Genomic DNA, 20,078 nt, shown 5'->3' with positions numbered 1-20,078 from the left:
TCTTGGAAAAACCGGACACTTTCGGCTATAGTCGGTTTGTTTAGAGTTTACATTCCAGCCGACGGCGGCAGGCCGTCTGAAAACTTAAGGAGCATTGAATGAAATCTACTTGGACATTAAGCATTCTGGCCGCTTTGGTCTTGGCTGCCTGTGCGCAATCTTCCGCGCCGAAACCGGCTGTTGTTTCCGCCGATGCCCACGCGCCGGAACAAGGCACGGGGCTGACCGAGCAGAAATTGGTGCACGCCAAAGAATTTATGGCCGCTTCCGCCAATCCGCTGGCGACCGAAGCCGGTTATGAAATTTTGAAACGCGGCGGCAGCGCGATTGATGCGATGATTGCCATGCAGACCACGTTGAGCCTGACCGAGCCGCAGTCTTCGGGTTTGGGCGGCGGTGCGTTTTTGGTGTATTGGGACAATAAAGCCAAAAAGTTAACCACGTTTGATGCGCGCGAAACCGCCCCGAAAGCAGCTACGCCCGAACTCTTCTTAGATGAAAACGGCAAACCGCTTGAATTTATGAAAGCCGTGGTCGGCGGCCGTTCGGTCGGTGTGCCGGGCATTCCCAAGCTGATGGAAGACGTGCACAAACGCTATGGCCGTCTGAAATGGGCGGATTTGTTTGCCAAACCGATTGCGTTGGCCGAACAGGGGTTCGCCGTATCGCCGCGTATGTCCAAATCTATCGAACAAAATAAAGAGCATTTGCAGCGTTATCCGCAAACCGCCGCCTATTTCCTGCCCGACGGCAAACCGCTGGCCGCCGGTACGGTGTTGAAAAACCCTGAATTCGCCCGTTCGGTGAAACTGTTGGCCCAAGAGGGCAGCGCGCCGTTTTACAGCGGCCGACCGGCGCAGAACATGGTGAAAGCCGTTACCGGTGCGGCGGATAATCCGGGCAAAATCACGCTGGCCGATTTTAAAAACTACCGCGTGATTGAGCGCACGTCGGTTTGCGCGCCGTATCGCGAATACGAAGTCTGCGGCATGGGTGCGCCGAGTTCGGGCGGCATTGCCTTAGGCCAGATTCTGGGCATTTTGCAGACGCAGGACATGAAAACGCTGGGCGCGGAAAACATCCACAGCTGGCGATGGATAGGCGACGCTTCGCGCGTGGCTTTTGCCGACCGCGATTATTATGTGGCCGACCCCGATTTTGTGAACGTACCGGCCAAAGCCCTCATCAGCCAGCCTTATTTGAAGCAGCGTGCGGAAGAAATCCGCAAAACGGATAAGGCATTGGAAAAAATCGAAGCCGGAAAATTAAACAGCCAATACGCGCAAGGCATGGCGGTCGAGCTGCCGTCAACCAGCCATATCGCGGTTGTGGATAAAGAAGGCAACGTCGTATCGATGACGACTTCCATCGAAAACGCCTTCGGTTCGACCCTGATGGCCAACGGCTACCTGCTCAACAACGAATTGACCGATTTCGCTTTCAATCCGGCCGGTGCCGAGGGTAAAACCATAGCCAACAGCGTTGCCGGCGGCAAACGCCCGCGCTCTTCCATGGCGCCGACCATCGTGATGAAAAACGGCGAACCTTACATGGCGGTCGGCTCGCCGGGCGGCAGCCGCATTATCGGTTATGTCGCCAAAACCTTAGTCGCCCACATCGACTGGGGCATGGACATTCAGACGGCCATTTCCCTGCCGAACATGCTCAACCGGGGCAGCGCGTATGAAATCGAACAAGATACCGCCGCCGCTGCCCGCGCGCCGCAATTGGAGCAGCTCGGCTATAAAGTGCAGGTACGCGATTTGAATTCCGGCGTACAAGGCATCGTCATCGGCAAAGACGGTTTGCAGGGCGGTGCCGACCCGCGCAGGGAAGGTAAAGTGATGGGGGATTGATTGACGTAAATGTCGTTAATAAACAGGCCGTCTGAAAATTTTCAGACGGCCTGTTTGGTGGATCAGCTGTTCAATTTTAAGCCGCGCTCGGCAGTTCGTGAAACGCGGCCGGCAAATCGTCCTCGTTTTCAAATTCGACCCATTCATAATTGCTTTCGTCGGCCAAAATCGCGCGCAGTAGGGCGTTGTTGACGGCGTGGCCGGATTTGTAGCCTTCGAATGCGCCGATAATCGGGTGGCCGACGATGTATAAATCGCCGATGGCATCGAGGATTTTGTGGCGCACGAATTCGTCGGGGTAGCGCAGGCCTTCGGGATTCAAAATATCCACATCGTCAATCACGATGGCGTTGGTCAGGTTGCCGCCCAAGCCGAGGTTGTGGGCGCGCATGAGTTCGACTTCCTGCATAAAGCCGAAGGTACGGGCGCGGGCGATTTCGTCCACATAGGATTTGCCGGCGAAGTCGATTTCGAAAGTCGGTGCGCTGCGGTTGAACACGGGGTGGTCGAATTCGATAGTCAGGGTTACTTTGAAGCCGTCGTAAGGGGTAAAGCGCACCCATTTTCCGGTTTCTCTGACTTCCACCGGTTTTAAAATGCGCAGGAACCGTTTTTGCGCTTTTTGATCAACAATGCCGGCATCCTGCAACAGATAAATAAACGGCAGGCTGGAACCGTCCATAATCGGAATTTCGGGTGCGTTGAGTTCGATTAGGGCGTTATCCACACCGTAGGCGGAAAGTGCGGACATGATGTGTTCGATGGTGCCGACGCGCACGCCGTTTTCGGTGACGACGGTTGAAGACAGGCGGGTATCGTTGATTAGGTAGGGCGTAAGTCTGATGATTTCGCCCTGTTCGCCGCTCAAATCGGTACGGCGGAACGATATGCCGCTGTTTTCGGGAGCGGGATGAAGCGTCAGCGCGACGCGCTCGCCCGAATGCAGGCCGACGCCGGTGACACTGATGGATTTGGCAAGCGTTCTTTGCAGCATAATGGCTCTCCTGGATTTAATATGCCGATAATACGATAAAGATGAATCTATCAGCCATTATTTTTAATAGTATTTACTTATGGTTCGGTTAAATTGATACGGGCCGTCTGAAAGTCGGTGGGAAAATTGTGGAAACAGATCCGGTTATCCACAAAATCGGAGGGCTGCGAGTCGGTTATCCCGTTTTACAATATGGCATCAAACCAAGTTAATCTCAATATTATGAACTAAATATCATATTGTTTTGAAATGTATTTTGCAGGTTATCCACAATAATGGCAGAATCTCATTAAAATCATCTTTTTATTTTAATAAAATCAGAATAATTGTAACGTATCATTTTTTAAGTTCTGTTTTACCGACAAACTTTTTTCAGACGGCCTTATTTTACGGTTTGTTTATTTAAATCAAACATTTTGTCAGTAGCGGTATGTAATTGTAGGTAGTAGTTTTATTTCACGTTACAATGAAGCCATCAAAATTTTCCCCTTTCCATGTAGGAGTACACATATGAGCATTAAAGTTGCGATTAATGGTTTCGGCCGCATCGGCCGTTTGGCTTTGCGTCAGATTGTGAAAACCGAAGGCATCGAAGTGGTGGCCGTCAACGACCTGACTCCTGCCGACATGTTGCTGCATCTGTTCAAATACGACAGCACCCAAGGCCGTTTCCAAGGTACTGCCGAATTAAAAGACGATGCTTTGGTGGTCGACGGCAAAGAAATCAAAGTATTCTCGAATCCGAATCCTGAAGAATTGCCTTGGGGCGAATTGGGTGTAGACGTGGTGTTGGAATGTACCGGTTTCTTCACCAGCAACGAAAAATGCCAAGCGCACATCCGTGCCGGTGCACGAAAAGTGGTGATTTCCGCGCCGGGCGGCAATGACGTGAAAACCGTGGTGTTCGGTGTGAACGAATCGGTATTGGACGGCAGCGAAACCGTGATTTCCGCCGCATCGTGCACCACCAACTGCCTGGCACCGATGGCCGCCGTGTTGCAAAAAGAATTCGGCGTGGTCGAAGGTCTGATGACCACCATCCACGCTTATACCGGCGACCAAAATACTTTGGACGCGCCGCACCGCAAAGGCGACAAACGCCGCGCCCGTGCCGCCGCCATCAATATTGTGCCGAACAGTACAGGTGCGGCCAAAGCGATTGGTTTGGTGATTCCTGAATTGAACGGCAAATTGGACGGTTCCGCCCAACGCGTACCCGTAGCCACCGGCTCGTTGACCGAATTGGTTTCGGTGTTGGAACGCAATGTTACCAAAGAAGAAGTCAACGCAGCGATGAAAGCGGCGGCCAACGAATCTTACGGTTATACCGAAGATGAAATCGTTTCGTCCGACGTAATCGGCATCGAATACGGCTCATTGTTTGACGCAACCCAAACCCGCGTGATGACCGTCGGCGACAAACAATTGGTGAAAACCGTGGCTTGGTACGACAACGAAATGTCTTATACCTGCCAACTGGTGCGCACATTGAAATATTTTGCTTCTAAAATCTAATCGGTTTTAATGGTGCAAAGGCCGTCTGAAACTTTATGTTTCAGACGGCCTTTTAATCGGTTTGTGCTGTTTTATGCTTGATGTAGGGCAACATCCATAATGGTGGCGGTTTGCTCCTGAATTCGGAATTTGACTTCGTAATCCAAAATATTCATTACATAGATTCGTTCGGGGATATTTTGATAAGCAGGGCGGGGGTCTTGGGCAATGCTTTGCGCAATGACATCACGCTCTTTTGCGGATAACTTGACCGGTATGGATTCTGACTGCCAAACAATGTTTAATTCTTGCGGTTTGCCAGTCACGAATCCGCTGGCTGTCTCAGGTTTGGCCTCGACAAAAGGAATATAGGGTTTAATGTCGACTACGGGCGTACCGTCGAGCAAATCGGCACCGCTGCAATAGAGTTTGACGGTTTTGCCGGTTTCGATGCGTTCCAGCTTCAATAGAGACAAGCCCAGATGGTTTGGTCTGTGCGGGCTTCGTGTGGCAAAGACCCCCATTTTCTGCTTACCGCCCAAACGAGGCGGCCGAACCAACGGTGACCAACCTTCGCCCAATACGCCATGAAAAATAAAGCTGACCCAAATGTAGCCGAAATCTTCCAAACCGCGCACGCTGTCGGTAGTAAATTCAGGGTTCAGTTCGATACATACTTCCGCTGCCGGCACCAAACCCGGTTGGCGCGCTATGCCGAATTTCTGCTTATAGGGAGAATGCACACAGGCAATGGTTTCGATGGTGTAAGACATGGTCGGAAATGGGATAAAAACCGTATCATATCACAGCAATAAGCCCCAAATCGGGCATGAATTTGATATAATATTTAAGCCCATTTTTTCGTCAAATGACAGTTAAAACTGTGTTTCACACGCTTTTTATCATGTCGAAATTGTCGATTAAAATTAAATATTCATTTAAAATCAAATAGTTAAAATTGTTTCACGTGAAACATCACCATTATGAAAATTCTTCTTGTCCGTTTGTCCAGTATGGGCGATTTGATCCATACCTTGCCCGCTGTACAAGATTTGGCGCAACAGCGTCCGGATGTGGAATTGCATTGGTTGAGTGAAGCCGGATTTGCCGATATTGCGCGTTTGCATCCGTTTGTGAAAAAAGTGCATACGATGAAATGGCGGCAATGGCGGAAAAATCTGACTCAAGCGGAAACATGGCATGAAATAGGCCGTCTGAAAACGGCTTTACAGGAGGAGCAATTTGATTTTGTATTGGATAGTCAAGGGCTGATGAAAAGCGCGTTGTTTGCCAAAATGGCCGGTGCGCCGATTTACGGTTTGGATAAACACAGTGCACGTGAAAGCTGGGCGGCGTATTTTTACCGGCAGAAATTTGTTGTGAAAAAAGGTAAAAACGCCGTTTGGAGAAACCGTGCATTATTTGCGCAGGTGTTTGCTTATACCATGCCGGAAGAGCAAACATTCGGTTTGACAGTGCCGGAAACAGGCCGTCTGAATGATTTGAAAAAGCCCTATTACGTGGCTTTGCATGCGACCAGCCGCGACAGTAAATTATGGCCGTCTGAAAACTGGGTGGCTTTATTGCAAAAACTGAATACCGATCACAACGTAAAGGTTTATCTGCCTTGGGGTAATGCCGCTGAAAAAACGCGTGCCGAACAAATCGCCGCGAATCTGCCTTTTGCTCTTGTGTGCGAAAAAATGAATTTATTGCAGGCGGCTGATTTGTTGGATAAGGCGGAAGGTGTGATGGGTGTGGATACCGGTTTACTGCATTTGGCCAATGCTTTGGACAAACCGGTAGTCGGTATTTATACCGATACGGACCCGGTCAAGACCGGGGTACAGGTATCGCCGTGGGCACGAAATTTAGGCAATGTGGCGCAAATTCCGACAGTTGAAGAAGTTTATCGTGTTTTGATGGAATGTGTGGCTGCTAAGAAAAATAATAATAAGGCCGTCTGAAAAATAAACCTGTCAAATCATCTGTCCGGCCGCATTGCCGGTTTAGTAGAAATTATTTTTGAAATTCCTGTTTAGGAGTGTGGAATGAAAGCATTGGTCGCAGTAAAACGTGTGGTTGATTACAATGTAAAAGTCCGTGTCAAGGCTGACGGTTCGGCCGTGGACATCGGTAATGTAAAAATGTCGATGAATCCTTTTGACGAAGTTGCCGTAGAAGAAGCCGTACGTTTGAAAGAAGCCGGAAAAATCAGCGAAGTTGTTGCTGTCTCCATTGGTGAGAAAAAATGCGAAGATACTTTGCGTACGGCGTTGGCAATGGGTGCTGATCGTGCCATTCATATTGAAGCAGACATGAAATTAGAGCCGTTAGCCGTTGCAAAACTGTTGAAAGCTGTGGCCGATAAAGAAAAGCCGCAAGTTTTATTGCTGGGTAAACAGGCGATTGATGATGATGCCAATCAGACTGCGCAAATGCTGGCAGCACTGTTAAATGCGCCGCAAGCGACGTTTGCTTCTAAAGTGGAATTGAATGAGGGTGAAGCAGTCGTAACCCGTGAAATAGATGGCGGTGAGGAAGTTCTTGCTTTGACATTGCCGGCGGTAATCAGTGCTGATTTACGGTTGAATGAGCCGCGTTTTGTGAAATTACCGAATATTATGGCAGCCAAGAAAAAACCGTTGGAAAAAATTGCCTTAGCGGATTTGGGTGTGGATACCGCTGCACGGGTAAATGTGGTGAAAGTGTTGGAACCCAAAGTACGCCAAGCAGGTGTCAAAGTTGCCGGTGTGGCTGAGTTGGTCGATAAATTGAAAAATGAAGCCAAAGTGATTTAAGGGAGCGGAACAATGAATGTATTAGTGATTGCCGAACATGATAACCAACATTTGAATCCTGCTACCTTACATGCTGTGCAAGCGGCTTCCCGATTAGGTGAAGTTCATTTGCTGGTGGCGGGTAACGGTGTTGCGGCGGTGGCTGATGAGGCCAAACAAGTTGCCGGGGTAACTAAAGTTTTCATTGCCGAAGCCCTGCATTATGCCGAAGGCTTGGCCGAAGAATTGACCCCGTTGGCAGTAAAATTGGCTGCCGATTACCGCTATGTTGCTGCTACGGCAACTGCGTTCGGTAAAAACCTGCTGCCCCGTGTGGCTGCGGTATTGGATGTACCGCAAATTTCGGATTTGACTGAAATTGTGGATAATCAGACTTTTGTCCGTCCTATTTATGCCGGTAATGCTTTTGAAATGGTACAAACGTCGTCTGAAAAATCAGTATTGACTTTCCGCGCTACGGCATTTGATGCGGCTTCCGCTCACGGGGGTAATGCGGAAATAATCCATATAGATGCCTCCGAAGCGCAAAATATCAGCCGATTTGTCAAACGCGAATTAGCCCAATCTGATCGTCCCGAATTGACACAGGCTAATGTTGTGGTTACAGGAGGCCGTGCATTAGGCAGCGCCGAAAATTTCAAACAACTGCTGACCCCGTTGGCGGATGTATTAAATGCGGCAATCGGTGCATCCCGTTCGGCAGTAGAAGCCGAATATGCGCCGAATGATTTGCAGGTCGGCCAAACTGGTAAAGTGGTCGCGCCACAGCTTTATATTGCCATCGGTGTATCGGGTGCCATTCAACACGTTGCCGGTATGCAAGACAGTAAAGTGATTGTGGCGATTAATAAAGATGCCGATGCTCCGATTTTCAATGTAGCGGATTACGGCATTGTGGGAGATTTGTTTGAAATCGTGCCGCAATTAACCGAAGCTTTAAAAAACTAAAGCGTTTCACGTGAAACATTTTCAGACGGCCTGATGACCAATAAGGCCGTCTGAAATTTTTCCGGAGTAAACATGACCATTACGACGTATTCCACCATTGCAGAACATGTGCAGGCTGAAATTAAAGATAAAGGCAGCCGATTTATTGCTTATGTTTATCCGATATGCAATGTTGCCCAAGTCAAACAATATGTCGACGCTTTACGTGAAGAACACCATAAAGCACGGCACTGGTGTTATGCTTACCGCTTGGGAGTTGACGGTTTGCAGTTTCGTGCCAACGATGATGGAGAGCCGTCGGGAAGTGCAGGTCGTCCGATTCTCGGTCAAATTGATTCGGCGGGTCTGACGGATGTATTAGTGGTGGTAGTGCGCTATTTTGGCGGTACTTTATTAGGTGTTCCGGGTTTGATTCATGCCTATAAAACAGCTGCTGCCGAAGCTTTGGTAATGGCGGAAGTTGTTGAAAAAAATATTGAAAAAACAGTTTGGCTTCGTTGCGAATATCCTATATTGAACGATGCGATTCGTATTGCCAAACAATACCAAGCCCACATTGTCGAACAAGATTTGCAATTGGATTGCAGATTGACTCTGCGTCTGCCTTTGGTAAATTACGAAGCTTGCGTAGAGGCATGGCGGCAAACCCGACAAATTGAAGTGAGTATAGAAAAATCATTTTAAAATGCCGTCTGAAAAGTTCAGACGGCATTTTTGATAAAACATTATTATTTGTTTATTTCGTTGATATTTTAAACTGTCTAATTGTGTAAATATCAGTTATAATTCATTCTAATCTGATTCGGAAATCAATGTTTATTAAGGAGAAAACATGAAATTGCTGGTTATTGGCAGTGGCGGTCGCGAGCATGCCTTGGCATGGAAGCTGGCTCAATCAGAGCGGGTGGAAACAGTATTTGTTGCTCCCGGGAACGCAGGCACAGCGATTGAACCGAAGCTGCAAAATATCGCTTTAACCGCACATGTTGAATTGATTGATTTCTGTAAGAAAGAAGATATTGCCTTTACCGTTGTCGGACCTGAGGCACCATTGGCGGCGGGTGTGGTAAATGATTTCCGTGCACAAGGTTTGAAAATTTTCGGCCCTACCCAATATTCGGCCCAACTCGAAAGTTCCAAAGATTTTGCCAAAGCATTTATGGCTAAATACGGTGTCCCGACAGCAGGATACCGAACTTTTGAAAATGCCGAAGCTGCGCATGATTATGTCAATCAAAAAGGCGCACCGATTGTAATCAAAGCCGATGGATTGGCGGCGGGAAAAGGTGTAATTGTTGCTCTTACTTTAGATGACGCGCATGCTGCCATTGACGATATGCTGCTCGGTAATAAAATGGGTAATGCAGGTGCGCGCGTTGTGATTGAAGATTTTCTTCAAGGCGAAGAAGCCAGTTTTATCGTGATGGTTGACGGTGAAAATGTATTGCCGATGGCTATCAGTCAAGACCACAAACGTTTGTTAGACGATGACCAAGGTCCGAATACCGGCGGGATGGGTGCATATAGCCCTGCACCTGTGGTCACGCAAGCCGTGTACGAACGCGCCATGAACGAAATCATTTTGCCGACTGTGAAAGGCATGCAGTCCGAAGGCCATCCGTTTACCGGCTTTCTCTATGCCGGGTTGATGATTGATGAAAGCGGCGCACCTTACACCATTGAGTTCAACTGCCGCTTCGGTGATCCTGAAACCCAGCCGATTATGAGCCGTTTGGATACTGATTTGGTGGAGCTGTTAGAGGCTGCGATCGAAGGCAGATTAAACGAAGTTACAGCGAAGTGGAATCCGCAAACTGCCGTCGGCGTGGTGTTGGCTGCAGAGAATTATCCGGAAACACCGAGAAAAGGCGATGTGATTTCAGGTTTGGACGAAGCCGATCGAATCGGTAAAGTATTTCATGCCGGAACATCGGTAAATGAACAAAACCAAGTTGTTACCAACGGCGGCAGGGTATTGTGCGTAGTCGGTTTGGGTGATGACGTAGCGGCGGCAAAGGCTAAGGCCTATGCGGCTTTGGAAAAAATCAGCTTCGACGGCATGCAATACCGTAAAGATATTGCCGATAAAGCAATTAACCGCTAATCAGTATATTAAAAAGGCCGTCTGAATCTGTTTTCAGACGGCCTTTAATCCTTTATTGAAATCATCATGAAATTATTTTCCCGAATTTTATCTGCCGGCCGACAAAGAAAATTAACCGCACATTTGAAATCAGGCGGCGTCGTGGCTTATCCGACCGAATCCTGTTATGGCTTGGGCTGCCTGCCGAAACATGCGCAAGGATTAAAACGAGTGGTTCATCTCAAAAAAAGGCCGCAGCATAAAGGCATGATTGTGATTGGCAGCGATTTGAACCAGTTGCTGCCATTGATTAAAAGGCCGTCTGAAAACATGCAAACCTTATTGCAAAAAACATGGCCGGCACCGAAAACGTTTTTGCTGCCGGCTCAAGAAAGTATCTTGCCGCTGTTGCGCGGTAAAGGTCGGCAAAAGTTGGCTGTACGCGTTCCCGCTCATGCCGGTGCGCGTCAATTATGTCATGCATTAAATACGCCATTGGTTTCCACATCGTGTAACCGTGCCGGAAAACGAGCCTGTAAAACCGAGCGTGAAGTCAGACGGCAATTCGGGCGTAAAGTGTGGATTATCGGCGGTTTAATCGGGCGGCAGAAAACGCCGAGCCAGATTATTGACGGTGAAACCGGAAAACGTTTGCGTTGATAAATTTTTAAAATCAATTAATTACCAAAAAGGCCGTCTGAAACAGTATGTTTTCAGACGGCCTTTTTAATTGTGGATAATTTTGGGGATTAAAGCTTTTTACCGCACACCAATTCATATTGTTTTTCGGTAATCGAACCGCTCATTACGCCCATCGGACGCAGGTTGGTAGCGGTGTAGCGTTGGTTGGTGACGGTTTGTCCGCGCTCGTCAAGCAATTGTAATGCGGTTAAGCGGTAGGTTTTGTTGGTGCAGTGGATTTCCCAATCTGCCAATGCCGTTTTATATGCAGGAGTGTTGGCGAATTGTTCTTCACTGAGTTTTGAAATGACTTTGCGGTCGCGGAATGTGACCAATTGGCCGTTTTTCTTAATGCTGGATTTGTCCACAGAAACTTTGATATTGCCATTGGATGTGGTACCGATGCTTTGCCAATTGCCGCTGCCCGAGCTGCCTGACGAAGCACATGCGGCCAAAAATAATGCCAAGGATGCGGCCATTCCGAAACGATACCATTGAATATTCATATTTTCCTCATTTTCAAATTAATCGCCGTTATTATGCGTGAAGACTCAAGGTAAAGTAAACCGGCTTTGCAAACCTTACCTTCAGACAGCATCGGCTTGCGGAGAAACAAGCCATGCAAGCGGCAGTTAAAACCGTTAAAATACCGTTTTTCATTCTGAACCGACAGACGCATCATGAGCCAGCCGACAGCCCGACAAATTTTGCACGAAGTATTCGGTTATCCCGAGTTTCGCGGCAATCAGGAAGCGGTGGTGGACACGTTGGCTCGCGGCGAAAGCCTGATGGTTCTGATGCCGACCGGCGGCGGTAAGTCGCTGTGTTACCAGATTCCGGCCTTAATGCGTGAAGGTGTGGCGGTTGTCGTGTCGCCTCTCATCGCGCTGATGAACGACCAAGTCGCTAACCTGCATGCGGCCGGTATCGAAGCGGCCAGCGTCAACAGCAGCACGGGTGCGGAAGAAGCGCGTGAAATTGCCGATAAATTGGCTTCAGGCCGTCTGAAACTCTTATATGTCGCCCCCGAACGCTTGGTGACCGACCGTTTTCTGCGTTTTCTCGACCAACAAAAAATCAGTCTGTTTGCCATTGACGAAGCGCATTGCGTGAGCCAGTGGGGTCACGATTTCCGCCCCGAATACCAGCAGCTCGGCCTGCTGGCCGAACGTTATCCGCATGTGCCGCGCATCGCTCTAACCGCTACTGCCGATGCGGCGACTCGTGCCGACATCAAGCATTATCTCCGGCTCGAACAATCACCCGAATACATCGCCAGTTTTGACCGCCCCAATATTTATTACCAAGTCATTGAAAAAAATAACGGTAAAAAGCAACTGCTTGATTTTATCCACAAGCAGATGAGCGGCCAAAGCGGGATTGTCTATTGCCTGAGCCGCAAAAAAGTCGAAGACGTGGCGCAATTTTTATGTGAAAATGGGCTGGAAGCCATTCCTTATCATGCCGGCTTGAGCATGGAAGTGCGCGAAGCCAACCAACGCCGTTTTACCCGCGAAGACAATATTATCGTGGTGGCGACGGTGGCTTTCGGTATGGGCATCGACAAACCCGATGTGCGCTTTGTTGCCCATCTGGACATGCCGCAAAGCATCGAACATTTTTACCAAGAATCCGGCCGTGCCGGTCGCGACGGCCTGCCAGCCGCCAGTTGGCTGTGTTACGGCTTGAACGACTGGGTGCTGTTGAGCGAACGTATTGCCGAAGGCAACAGCGATGAAGCACAAAAACAAGTCGAAATGCAAAAGCTCGATGCCATGCTGTCGGTATGCGAAACCACCGAATGCCGCCGCGTCTTATTGCTGCGCCATTTCGGTGAAACCTCACAACCATGCGGTCATTGCGACAACTGCCTGCATCCGCCGACCCGTTTTGACGGCACGGTTTTGGTGCAAAAACTATTAAGCTGCGTGTACCGCGTCGGCCAACGCTTTGCCGCCGGATACGTTACCAACGTCTTGCGCGGCAAAAACGACGAATGGATTCAGCGCAACCAACACGATAAGTTATCCACATTCGGCATCGGTGACAACCTGACCGACAAAGAATGGCGCAGCGTCATCCGCCAATGTATCAGCTTGGGTTATCTCACCGTCAATACCCAGCAATACCAATCCTTACAGCTTACTGACGATGCGCGCAAAATATTAAAAGGCGAAGCCGAAGTCTGGCTGCGTCCGCTCAAACGCGACAAAGCCGCCACGCAAAAACCGAAGGAAGAATGGCTGCGCACCGAGCGTGAAGAACGCATTTGGCAGGCTTTGCGCAAATGGCGCATAGAAAAAGCCAAAGCAGCGGAAGTGCCGGCTTATGTCATCTGCGGCGACAAAACCTTGCGCGACGTGGTGGAAAAGCTACCGCAAAATCTGGCCGGATTACACGAAATCTACGGCTTGGGCGAAGCCAAAATCAACAGTTTCGGCTTGGAAATTTTAGAAGTGTGTCAGGCCGCGGTTAACGGGCAGGATACGCCGTCTGAAAGCGCAAATGAAAATATTTCAGACGGCCTGACCAGCGAACGCGACAAAATTATGTGGCAAACCCTCGCCGCATGTCGCGACAAACAGGCTCAAACCGAAGGCGTGGCCTTAAGCAAAATCTTCAGCGACGAGACCCTGCTCGACCTTATCCGCTTTACCCCCGAAACCGATTTGGATTTGCAAGGCATACACGGTTTGGGCGAAGTCAGAATCGGCCGCTACGGTACGGACATTTTATCGGCATGCTATCCCTTTGCCGACTCGCTTGATGACGAAGCTGTGATCACACGCAAACTCATGCGCGAATTACTCGAATGGTGTGCCAAAACCGCCCGTATTGAAGACATCGAGCAGCACCGGATTTTCAGCAAAGTCACCCTGCGTGCCATAGCAGCCAAAAAACCACGGACAATGGCAGCACTGGCGGAAATTCATGGTGTGGACGAAGAGAAGCTGGCGAAATACGGGGAGACCATGTTAGAGATTGTGGAAGAGTTTTTGAATTAGGGCGTAACGGTAAAGGCCGTCTGAAAGTTTAAACCCTTTCAGACGGCCTCTTGCTTATCCACAATCACACATTCAAAAAATGCTAAAATAACGCCTTATTTTCCAAAATATTTTCAGACGGCCTCATGCTCACCGATTTAGAAAAAAACGCCATTCGCGACCATTATCAAAACATCAGCAAAAGCCTGCCCAATTTCCGCCCGCGCGCGTCTCAGCGCGAGATGATTGCTGCGGTGGCCAATGCCTTTTCGCGCACGCAGACGCGGGAAGAGGGCGGTGATGCGCCGCAACGCGAAGGCGAGAGCATTGCCGTAATCGAAGGGCCGACTGGGGTAGGTAAATCGCTGGCCTATCTGTTGGCCGGCGGTATCATGGCGCAAACGCGCGGCAAGCGGCTGATTGTATCGAGCGCGACCGTGGCTTTGCAGGAGCAGCTGGTTGACCGCGATTTGCCGTTTTTGGTGGAAAAAAGCGGCTTGGAACTGACTTTTGCGCTGGCCAAAGGGCGAGGCCGCTATCTCTGTCCTTACAAACTCTATCAGCTCACACAAGGCAATGCGCAGCAAAACCTGCTCGGCTTCGAAGCACCGACCGTGTTGTGGGACAGCAAACCCAAGCCCGAAGAAATCCGGCTTTTGCGCGAAATGGCCGATGAATTCGGTGCGCGCCGTTTTAACGGCGACCGCGACACATGGCCGGAGAAAATCGACGATACGGTTTGGTTTAAAGTCATCAACGACCGCCACGGCTGCCTGAAAGCCGCCTGTCCGAACCGAGCCGAATGCCCGTTTTATCTGGCACGCGATACGCTGGAAACGGTCGATGTCGTCGTCGCCAACCACGATTTGCTGCTGGCCGACATCGGCATGGGCGGCGGCGTGATTCTGCCCGCGCCGGAAAACAGTTTCTACTGCATCGACGAAGCGCACCACCTGCCCAAAAAAGCCCTGAGCCAGTTTGCCGCCGAACATTCGTGGAACACCGCCGTGTGGACGCTGGAAAAACTGCCGCAAATCACCAGTAAAATCGCCGCCGTAACCGATAAGGCAGAATTGGCGAATCTGGCCGACGAAGCCGCCGTATCGCTGCTCGACAGCCTGCACGAATGGCAGTTCCACCTTGCCGAAGAACCCAAACTCAGCCTGAACGCTGCCGAATACGACAGCGACACCGGCCGCAAAAGCAGCGAACCGATATGGCTGTGGGAAGATGGCAAAATCCCCGAAGATTTGGAATTGCTGGTGTCCAATACCGGCATGGCCGCGCGCAGTCTGCTGAAGCACGTTTACGGCCTCAACGATGCCCTATCCGCCAGCCGCCGCGACAAAGAGCAGGACGGTGCTTTGGTTGACCGCCTGAGCAGCGAATTCGGCCTGTTTGTCGCCCGCATCGAACAAATCGGCGCAGTATGGGATTTGTTTTCCACCGTGCCGAAAGAAAAAGAAGAGCCGCTGGCCAAATGGATTACCCGCCGCGTCGACGACAAAAACGACTATATTTTCAACGCCAGCCCCATCAGCAGCGCCAGCCACCTTGCCAACAGCCTGTGGCGGCGCGCGGCGGGCGCGGTGCTCACTTCCGCCACCCTGCAATCCTTGGGCAATTTCAACCTGCTGCTGCGGCAAACCGGCCTGATTTGGTTTCCCCAAACCACCACGCTCGCGCTGCAAAGCCCGTTTGACTTTGAAACACAGGGCGAACTCTACATTCCGCCGATTTACGCCAGCCCGAAAGATCCCAACGCCCACACCGCCGCCATTGTCGAATGGCTGCCCAAGCTGATTGCCGCCGACCAAGCCGTCGGTACGCTGGTGCTGTTTTCCTCGCGCAAACAGATGCAGGATGTCGCCCTGCGCCTGCCCGAAGCATACCTGCCCCTGCTGCTGATACAGGGCGAACTGCCCAAAACCGTGCTGCTGCAACGCCATTACCAAGCCCTGAGCGAAGGCAAAGCCAGCATCATCTTCGGCCTCGACAGCTTCGCCGAAGGCCTTGATTTGCCCGGCGAAGCCTGCGTGCAGGTCATCATCGCCAAACTGCCGTTTTCCATGCCCGACAACCCGATTGAAAAAACCCAAAACCGCTGGATCGAACAGCGCGGCGGCAACCCCTTCATCGAAATCACCGTGCCCGAAGCCAGCATCAAACTTGTCCAAGCCGTCGGCCGCTTAATCCGCACCGAACAAGACTACGGCCGCGTAACCATACTGGACAACCGCGTGAAAACACAAAGATACGGCCAGCAACTGTTGGCTTGTTTACCGCCGTTTAAGCGGATTGGGTAGGGGAAACAGCAAAAGGCCGTCTGAAACCAACAGTTTCAGACGGCCTTCCGTATTTAAAATTTTAAAACCGCAAACTCAATTCTTCCGCGCCGTGACAAATTCCGCCAACAGCCGCAAATGCACGGCTTTTTCGCCGAACGGCTGCAATAATTCCACCGCTTCGGCCACCAGTTTTTCCGCATAGGCACGCGCTTTTTCCAAGCCCATCAGCTTCACATAAGTCGGTTTGTCGTTGTCCGCGTCTTTACCGGCGGTTTTGCCCAAAGTGGCAGTGTCGGCTTCGCAGTCCAACACATCGTCAATCACTTGGAAGGCCAAGCCCAGTTTCGCGGCATATCGGTCGAGCCGGTCGGTTTGCTCATCGTTCAAATCAGGGCAGGTCAGCGCACCCATCACCACGGCGGCGCGGATTAATGCGCCGGTTTTCAGGCCGTGCATCTGCTCCAGTTCGGCTTGGCTCATCGCCTTGCCGACATTGGCCAAATCAATGGCCTGACCGCCGGCCATACCCAAGCTGCCGGCGGCTTTTGCCAGTACCGACAACATAGCCAACTGGCGCGCGGCGGGTAAACCGGTCGGCCGGCTCAACACGTCAAACGCCTGTGTTTGCAGCGCATCGCCGACCAAGAGCGCGGTGGCTTCGTCGTATTGCACATGGCAGGTCGGTTTGCCGCGGCGCAGGCTGTCGTTGTCCATCGGCGGCATATCGTCGTGAACCAGCGAATAAACGTGCACCATCTCAATCGCGCCCATCGCCTGTTCCACCGCCGCATTGTCGGCTTCCCCCAATTCGGACGCGGCCAATACCAGCAGTGGGCGCAGCCGTTTGCCGCCGCCGAGCGTTACATAGCGCATGGCTTCGTGCAGGCGTTGCGGCAGTTGGTTTTCAGACGGCATCAGGCGTTCCAGAATCAATTCGGTCTGTGCTTGGGCTTTTTGCTGCCATGTTTTCAAATCATTCATCGCATCATTCGCTCGGGTCAAGGTTCAGCTCCTTCAGACGGCCTGCGTCCAAAACCTGCAATTTCTGTTCGACTTCGGCCAGTTTCTCCTGGCAATACTGCACCAGCTCGTTGCCTTCCTGATAGGCAGCCAGCGCGTCTTCCAGCGGCATCTCGCTGCTCTGCATGGCTTGGGTCAGGGTTTCCAAGCGTTTCAGGGCTTCTTCAAAAGATTTCGGGGCGGCTTTTTTCATGGGATTTTGTATGGAAAGTAAAGGATTATTGTAGCATTTTTAAACGGGAAAAGGCCGTCTGAAAAAATTTCAGACGGCCTTTTAAGCCGCTCTAATCCAAAACCGATGTTTCTGAATTCGGGAATTTGCGGGAATGTGCAGCTTGCGATGACGGTTTTTTGAATCAAACCGGAGTGAGCCACTGGCTTCACCGTATCAGTTCATCCGTTACCCGCTGTAGGAATTCCACCCGTTCGGCTCTGACTTCGCCTTTTTCGGCGGCGGCTTTCACGGCGCAGTTGGGTTCGGCGCGGTGGGTGCAGTTGTGGAAACGGCATTGGCCGGCGAGATGACGCAAGTCAGGGAAATACTGAAGCAGGTTGGCGGCTTCGAGATGGTGCAGGCCGAATTCCTGCAAACCCGGGGAATCAATCAATTGGGTTTCGTTATCCAAATCATACAGTTGCGCGTGGGTAGTGGTGTGTTTGCCTGAGTCGAGCGCGGTGGAAATGTCGCCGGTGCGTGCGGCTTGGCTGCCCAGAAGCGCGTTGGTGAGCGTGGATTTGCCCATGCCGCTCTGCCCCAGGAAAATATTGGTGTGGCCTTGCAAAACCGGTTTTAAAGTTTCCGCCCCTTCCAGCGCACGCGTTTCGATGACGCGGTAGCCCAAACTTTCATAAAACTTGAGTTTTTCGCGCCATGCGGCGGTTTCAGGCAAATCGGCTTTGTTCAACACGATGACCGCATCAATCTCCGCCGCCTCCGCCGCCAGCAAAGCGCGTTGCAGCAGGGCTTCGCTCGGACTGGGGACGGCGGCCAGTACGACGAGCAACCGGGTGACATTGGCCGCGATGAGCTTGGTTCGCCATGCGTCTTGGCGGTAAAGCAGGCTTTGGCGCGGCAGAAAATCTTCAATCACCACCTGCTCGGTGTTAATCGGGCTGATTTCGACTTGGTCGCCACAGGCGAAATCGACACGTTTTTTGCGTGTGGTGGCGTCAAAAGTCTGCCCGTCGGGGGTGCGCACGATGTAGCGGCGGCCGTAGCTGGTGATGATTTGGGCGGTGTGGGTCATGCGGTCGTTTTTCAGGAATGGGAACGGGTTTATTTTACAGCAATACGGAAACATTTTATGCCCGAACCCGCAGGCGTTCAAAAATATCCGTCCGGCTGTTTTACCGTTTAATCCGGAAAACCGTGTACTGTGTTTTCTGTTTGGTTTTATGCGGTTTGTGTCAGCCCGCATTAAAATCAGGTTAATCCGATTGCAGCCCGCAGCAGCCGTCTTTATAGTTGCCTCCGTTTTATCGACAACAAGCAAGGATTGACTGATGAAATTGCATACTTTCGCGCTGCTGATGATTGCGGCCTCACTCGGAACAGGCAGCTTTTCCGCCCTTGCCGCGCCGAAAAAAGAGCGTAGCGTATCGCGGGCAAAAGCCGTACAGATTGCCAAAAAGCGTGTCGGCGGCGGCCGCGTAACCGATGTCGAGCACAGCGACGGCCGTTGGGAAATCGAAATCCGCCGCGGCTGTACCGAATATGATGTGGATATTTCGTCCCGTTCCGGCCGTGTGGTGAAGGTGGATACGGAAAACCGCTGCGACGACTGATTGACAGCGGCATTCGGATTCGGCGGGTGCGTTCCGTCTCCGACTTATGCGAACAAGGCCGTCTGAAAAAATGTGATCGGGATTTTGAATTTTTCGTCACATTCTTTCAGACGGCCTGAATGATGTAGGCCGGATTGAACCCAAAAAACCTTTAAATATCAGCAAATGTCGGGTCATGACCCAACCTACAAAGCTACCTACACGGAATGACGGTATAAACATCCCGTTCCACAAAAACAGGCCGTCTGAAAAAATCTTTTCAGACGGCCTGTCCCTATGGTCATGATGATGCAGGCAGCGGCAAAGTTTGCCAATCGGCCTGCCAATCCGCCGCTATTTCGTTGCGCTGGCCGGATTTGCTGCGCTGGCAGCCGAGACACCGGCATCCGCATTTTCCGCGCCGATTTTTTCCTGCGTTTTCACCAGAATCCCCACGCGGCGGTTTTTGGCGCGGCCTTCGGGGTTGTCGCTGCCGTCGCTGTTTTCGTTTTCGGCCACGGGTTCGGTTTCGCCTTTGCCGGCAACGGTGAATTCATTGGTCAGCCCTTTTTCCACAAACCATTTTTTCACGGTTTCGGCGCGCTGGAGCGAGAGTTTTTGGTTGTAGGCATCGTCGCCTTTGCTGTCGGTGTGTCCCGTTACGGCCACCGCGCCTTTGCCTTTGGCGCGGATAATTTCGGCGGCTTTTTCAAGCACGGGCACGGCTTCGGGTTTGAGTTCGGCTTTGTCGAAGTCGAACAGAACGTCGGACGACATGTCCAGCTCCAAGCCCTGCGCGGTTTCTTTGGCGGCCAGCCCCGTGATGTTGGCGGTGAGCTGCGAACCCGTGCCGCCGAGTGCGCCCGATGCAGCGGCCGCGCCTGCGTTGCCTGCCGTGAGCGAACTGCGTACGGCGGTGAGTTTCTGCGGCGGCGGGGCGTTTTCGGCGGCACGGATTTCGGCCGGAGTGTGGGCTTCGCTGTTGAGGCCTTGGGGTTCGCTGCCTGTCTGAACCTGCGCTTGCGCCTGTTCTTTTTGGGAAGGGGCGGGCTGCTCTGCGTTTTGCTGTCCGCAGGCGGCGAGGGTTAGGGCGGCGAAAATCGGGAACAGGGTTTTCGGGGTCATGGTGTCGGCCTTTTGATGGTTTTCCGTTGTCGGTTTTTCA

At 51.3% G+C, this 20,078-nt stretch carries 18 protein-coding genes; 11 read left to right on the top strand and 7 right to left on the bottom strand.

Features of this window, described 5'->3' with window-relative positions; genetic code table 11:
• The first annotated feature begins 98 nt into the window (after positions 1–98).
• A complete protein-coding gene (gene ggt / locus ACM67E_RS11860; RefSeq protein WP_416191640.1) occupies positions 99–1,856 on the top strand; it encodes a gamma-glutamyltransferase in 1,758 nt (585 codons plus the stop codon).
• A gap of 76 nt (positions 1,857–1,932) precedes the next feature.
• Here ggt and lpxC read toward each other — a convergent pair whose 3' ends face one another.
• Entirely contained in the window at positions 1,933–2,850 is a 918-nt protein-coding gene (gene lpxC / locus ACM67E_RS11855) for a UDP-3-O-acyl-N-acetylglucosamine deacetylase (RefSeq protein WP_416191639.1), read from the bottom strand.
• Between the two features lie 510 nt (positions 2,851–3,360).
• Between lpxC and gap the strand changes: the two genes are divergently transcribed.
• Positions 3,361–4,365 carry a type I glyceraldehyde-3-phosphate dehydrogenase gene (gene gap / locus ACM67E_RS11850; RefSeq protein WP_416191638.1) on the top strand — a complete coding sequence of 335 codons (1,005 nt, stop codon included), beginning with the start codon at positions 3,361–3,363 and terminating at the stop codon, positions 4,363–4,365.
• A 71-nt stretch (positions 4,366–4,436) separates the two neighbouring features.
• On the opposite strand, the gene tsaA is transcribed toward gap, so the two are convergent.
• Entirely contained in the window at positions 4,437–5,117 is a 681-nt protein-coding gene (gene tsaA, locus ACM67E_RS11845; protein ID WP_416191637.1) for a tRNA (N6-threonylcarbamoyladenosine(37)-N6)-methyltransferase TrmO, read from the bottom strand.
• A 210-nt stretch (positions 5,118–5,327) separates the two neighbouring features.
• Here tsaA and waaC point away from each other — a divergent pair, with 210 nt between their 5' ends.
• From waaC to ACM67E_RS11815, 6 genes are all read left to right on the top strand, one after another.
• Positions 5,328–6,311, top strand: a complete 984-nt coding sequence (waaC, locus tag ACM67E_RS11840; RefSeq protein WP_416191636.1) for a lipopolysaccharide heptosyltransferase I — start codon at positions 5,328–5,330, stop codon at positions 6,309–6,311.
• Between the two features lie 84 nt (positions 6,312–6,395).
• Positions 6,396–7,145 (top strand): electron transfer flavoprotein subunit beta/FixA family protein, encoded by a 750-nt coding sequence (locus tag ACM67E_RS11835; protein WP_416191635.1) that lies wholly within the window; start codon positions 6,396–6,398, stop codon positions 7,143–7,145.
• Between the two features lie 12 nt (positions 7,146–7,157).
• Complete coding sequence (locus ACM67E_RS11830; protein WP_416191634.1) at positions 7,158–8,093, top strand: electron transfer flavoprotein subunit alpha/FixB family protein; 936 nt, start codon at positions 7,158–7,160, stop codon at positions 8,091–8,093.
• A gap of 72 nt (positions 8,094–8,165) precedes the next feature.
• The gene (locus ACM67E_RS11825) at positions 8,166–8,777 is read left to right on the top strand and encodes an IMPACT family protein (RefSeq protein ID WP_416191633.1); all 612 of its coding nucleotides are present in this window, start codon (positions 8,166–8,168) and stop codon (positions 8,775–8,777) included.
• 148 nt (positions 8,778–8,925) lie between these two features.
• A complete protein-coding gene (gene purD / locus ACM67E_RS11820; protein ID WP_416191632.1) occupies positions 8,926–10,197 on the top strand; it encodes a phosphoribosylamine--glycine ligase in 1,272 nt (423 codons plus the stop codon).
• A 66-nt stretch (positions 10,198–10,263) separates the two neighbouring features.
• Positions 10,264–10,836: an L-threonylcarbamoyladenylate synthase gene (locus ACM67E_RS11815; RefSeq protein WP_416191631.1), complete on the top strand. Its 573-nt coding sequence runs from the start codon at positions 10,264–10,266 to the stop codon at positions 10,834–10,836.
• A gap of 89 nt (positions 10,837–10,925) precedes the next feature.
• On the opposite strand, the gene ACM67E_RS11810 is transcribed toward ACM67E_RS11815, so the two are convergent.
• Positions 10,926–11,363 (bottom strand): surface-adhesin E family protein, encoded by a 438-nt coding sequence (locus tag ACM67E_RS11810; protein WP_416191630.1) that lies wholly within the window; start codon positions 11,361–11,363, stop codon positions 10,926–10,928.
• A gap of 174 nt (positions 11,364–11,537) precedes the next feature.
• Between ACM67E_RS11810 and recQ the strand changes: the two genes are divergently transcribed.
• On the top strand, positions 11,538–13,862 hold the full coding sequence (recQ, locus tag ACM67E_RS11805; protein ID WP_416191629.1) for a DNA helicase RecQ: 2,325 nt from the start codon (positions 11,538–11,540) through the stop codon (positions 13,860–13,862).
• Positions 13,863–13,987: 125 nt separating this feature from the next.
• The gene (dinG, locus tag ACM67E_RS11800) at positions 13,988–16,147 is read left to right on the top strand and encodes an ATP-dependent DNA helicase DinG (RefSeq protein WP_416191628.1); all 2,160 of its coding nucleotides are present in this window, start codon (positions 13,988–13,990) and stop codon (positions 16,145–16,147) included.
• A gap of 75 nt (positions 16,148–16,222) precedes the next feature.
• On the opposite strand, the gene ACM67E_RS11795 is transcribed toward dinG, so the two are convergent.
• From ACM67E_RS11795 to rsgA, 3 genes are all read right to left on the bottom strand, one after another.
• A complete protein-coding gene (locus tag ACM67E_RS11795; RefSeq protein ID WP_416192785.1) occupies positions 16,223–17,110 on the bottom strand; it encodes a polyprenyl synthetase family protein in 888 nt (295 codons plus the stop codon).
• Positions 17,111–17,114: 4 nt separating this feature from the next.
• On the bottom strand, positions 17,115–17,342 hold the full coding sequence (locus tag ACM67E_RS11790) for an exodeoxyribonuclease VII small subunit (protein WP_416191627.1): 228 nt from the start codon (positions 17,340–17,342) through the stop codon (positions 17,115–17,117).
• A gap of 187 nt (positions 17,343–17,529) precedes the next feature.
• Complete coding sequence (rsgA, locus tag ACM67E_RS11785) at positions 17,530–18,396, bottom strand: ribosome small subunit-dependent GTPase A (protein ID WP_416191626.1); 867 nt, start codon at positions 18,394–18,396, stop codon at positions 17,530–17,532.
• Between the two features lie 256 nt (positions 18,397–18,652).
• Here rsgA and ACM67E_RS11780 point away from each other — a divergent pair, with 256 nt between their 5' ends.
• Positions 18,653–18,934: a PepSY domain-containing protein gene (locus ACM67E_RS11780; protein WP_416191625.1), complete on the top strand. Its 282-nt coding sequence runs from the start codon at positions 18,653–18,655 to the stop codon at positions 18,932–18,934.
• A 333-nt stretch (positions 18,935–19,267) separates the two neighbouring features.
• Here the strand turns inward: ACM67E_RS11780 and ACM67E_RS11775 are convergent, their stop codons facing one another.
• Positions 19,268–20,038, bottom strand: a complete 771-nt coding sequence (locus ACM67E_RS11775; protein WP_416191624.1) for an OmpA family protein — start codon at positions 20,036–20,038, stop codon at positions 19,268–19,270.
• Positions 20,039–20,078: the final 40 nt, after the last annotated feature.

It is taken from the genome of Neisseria sp. CCUG12390 (assembly GCF_047837985.1).
In the GTDB taxonomy this organism is placed as follows: Bacteria; Pseudomonadota; Gammaproteobacteria; order Burkholderiales; family Neisseriaceae; genus Neisseria.
Note: the sequence above shows the minus strand (reverse complement) of the source record. Positions and strands in the feature narration are given on the sequence as shown.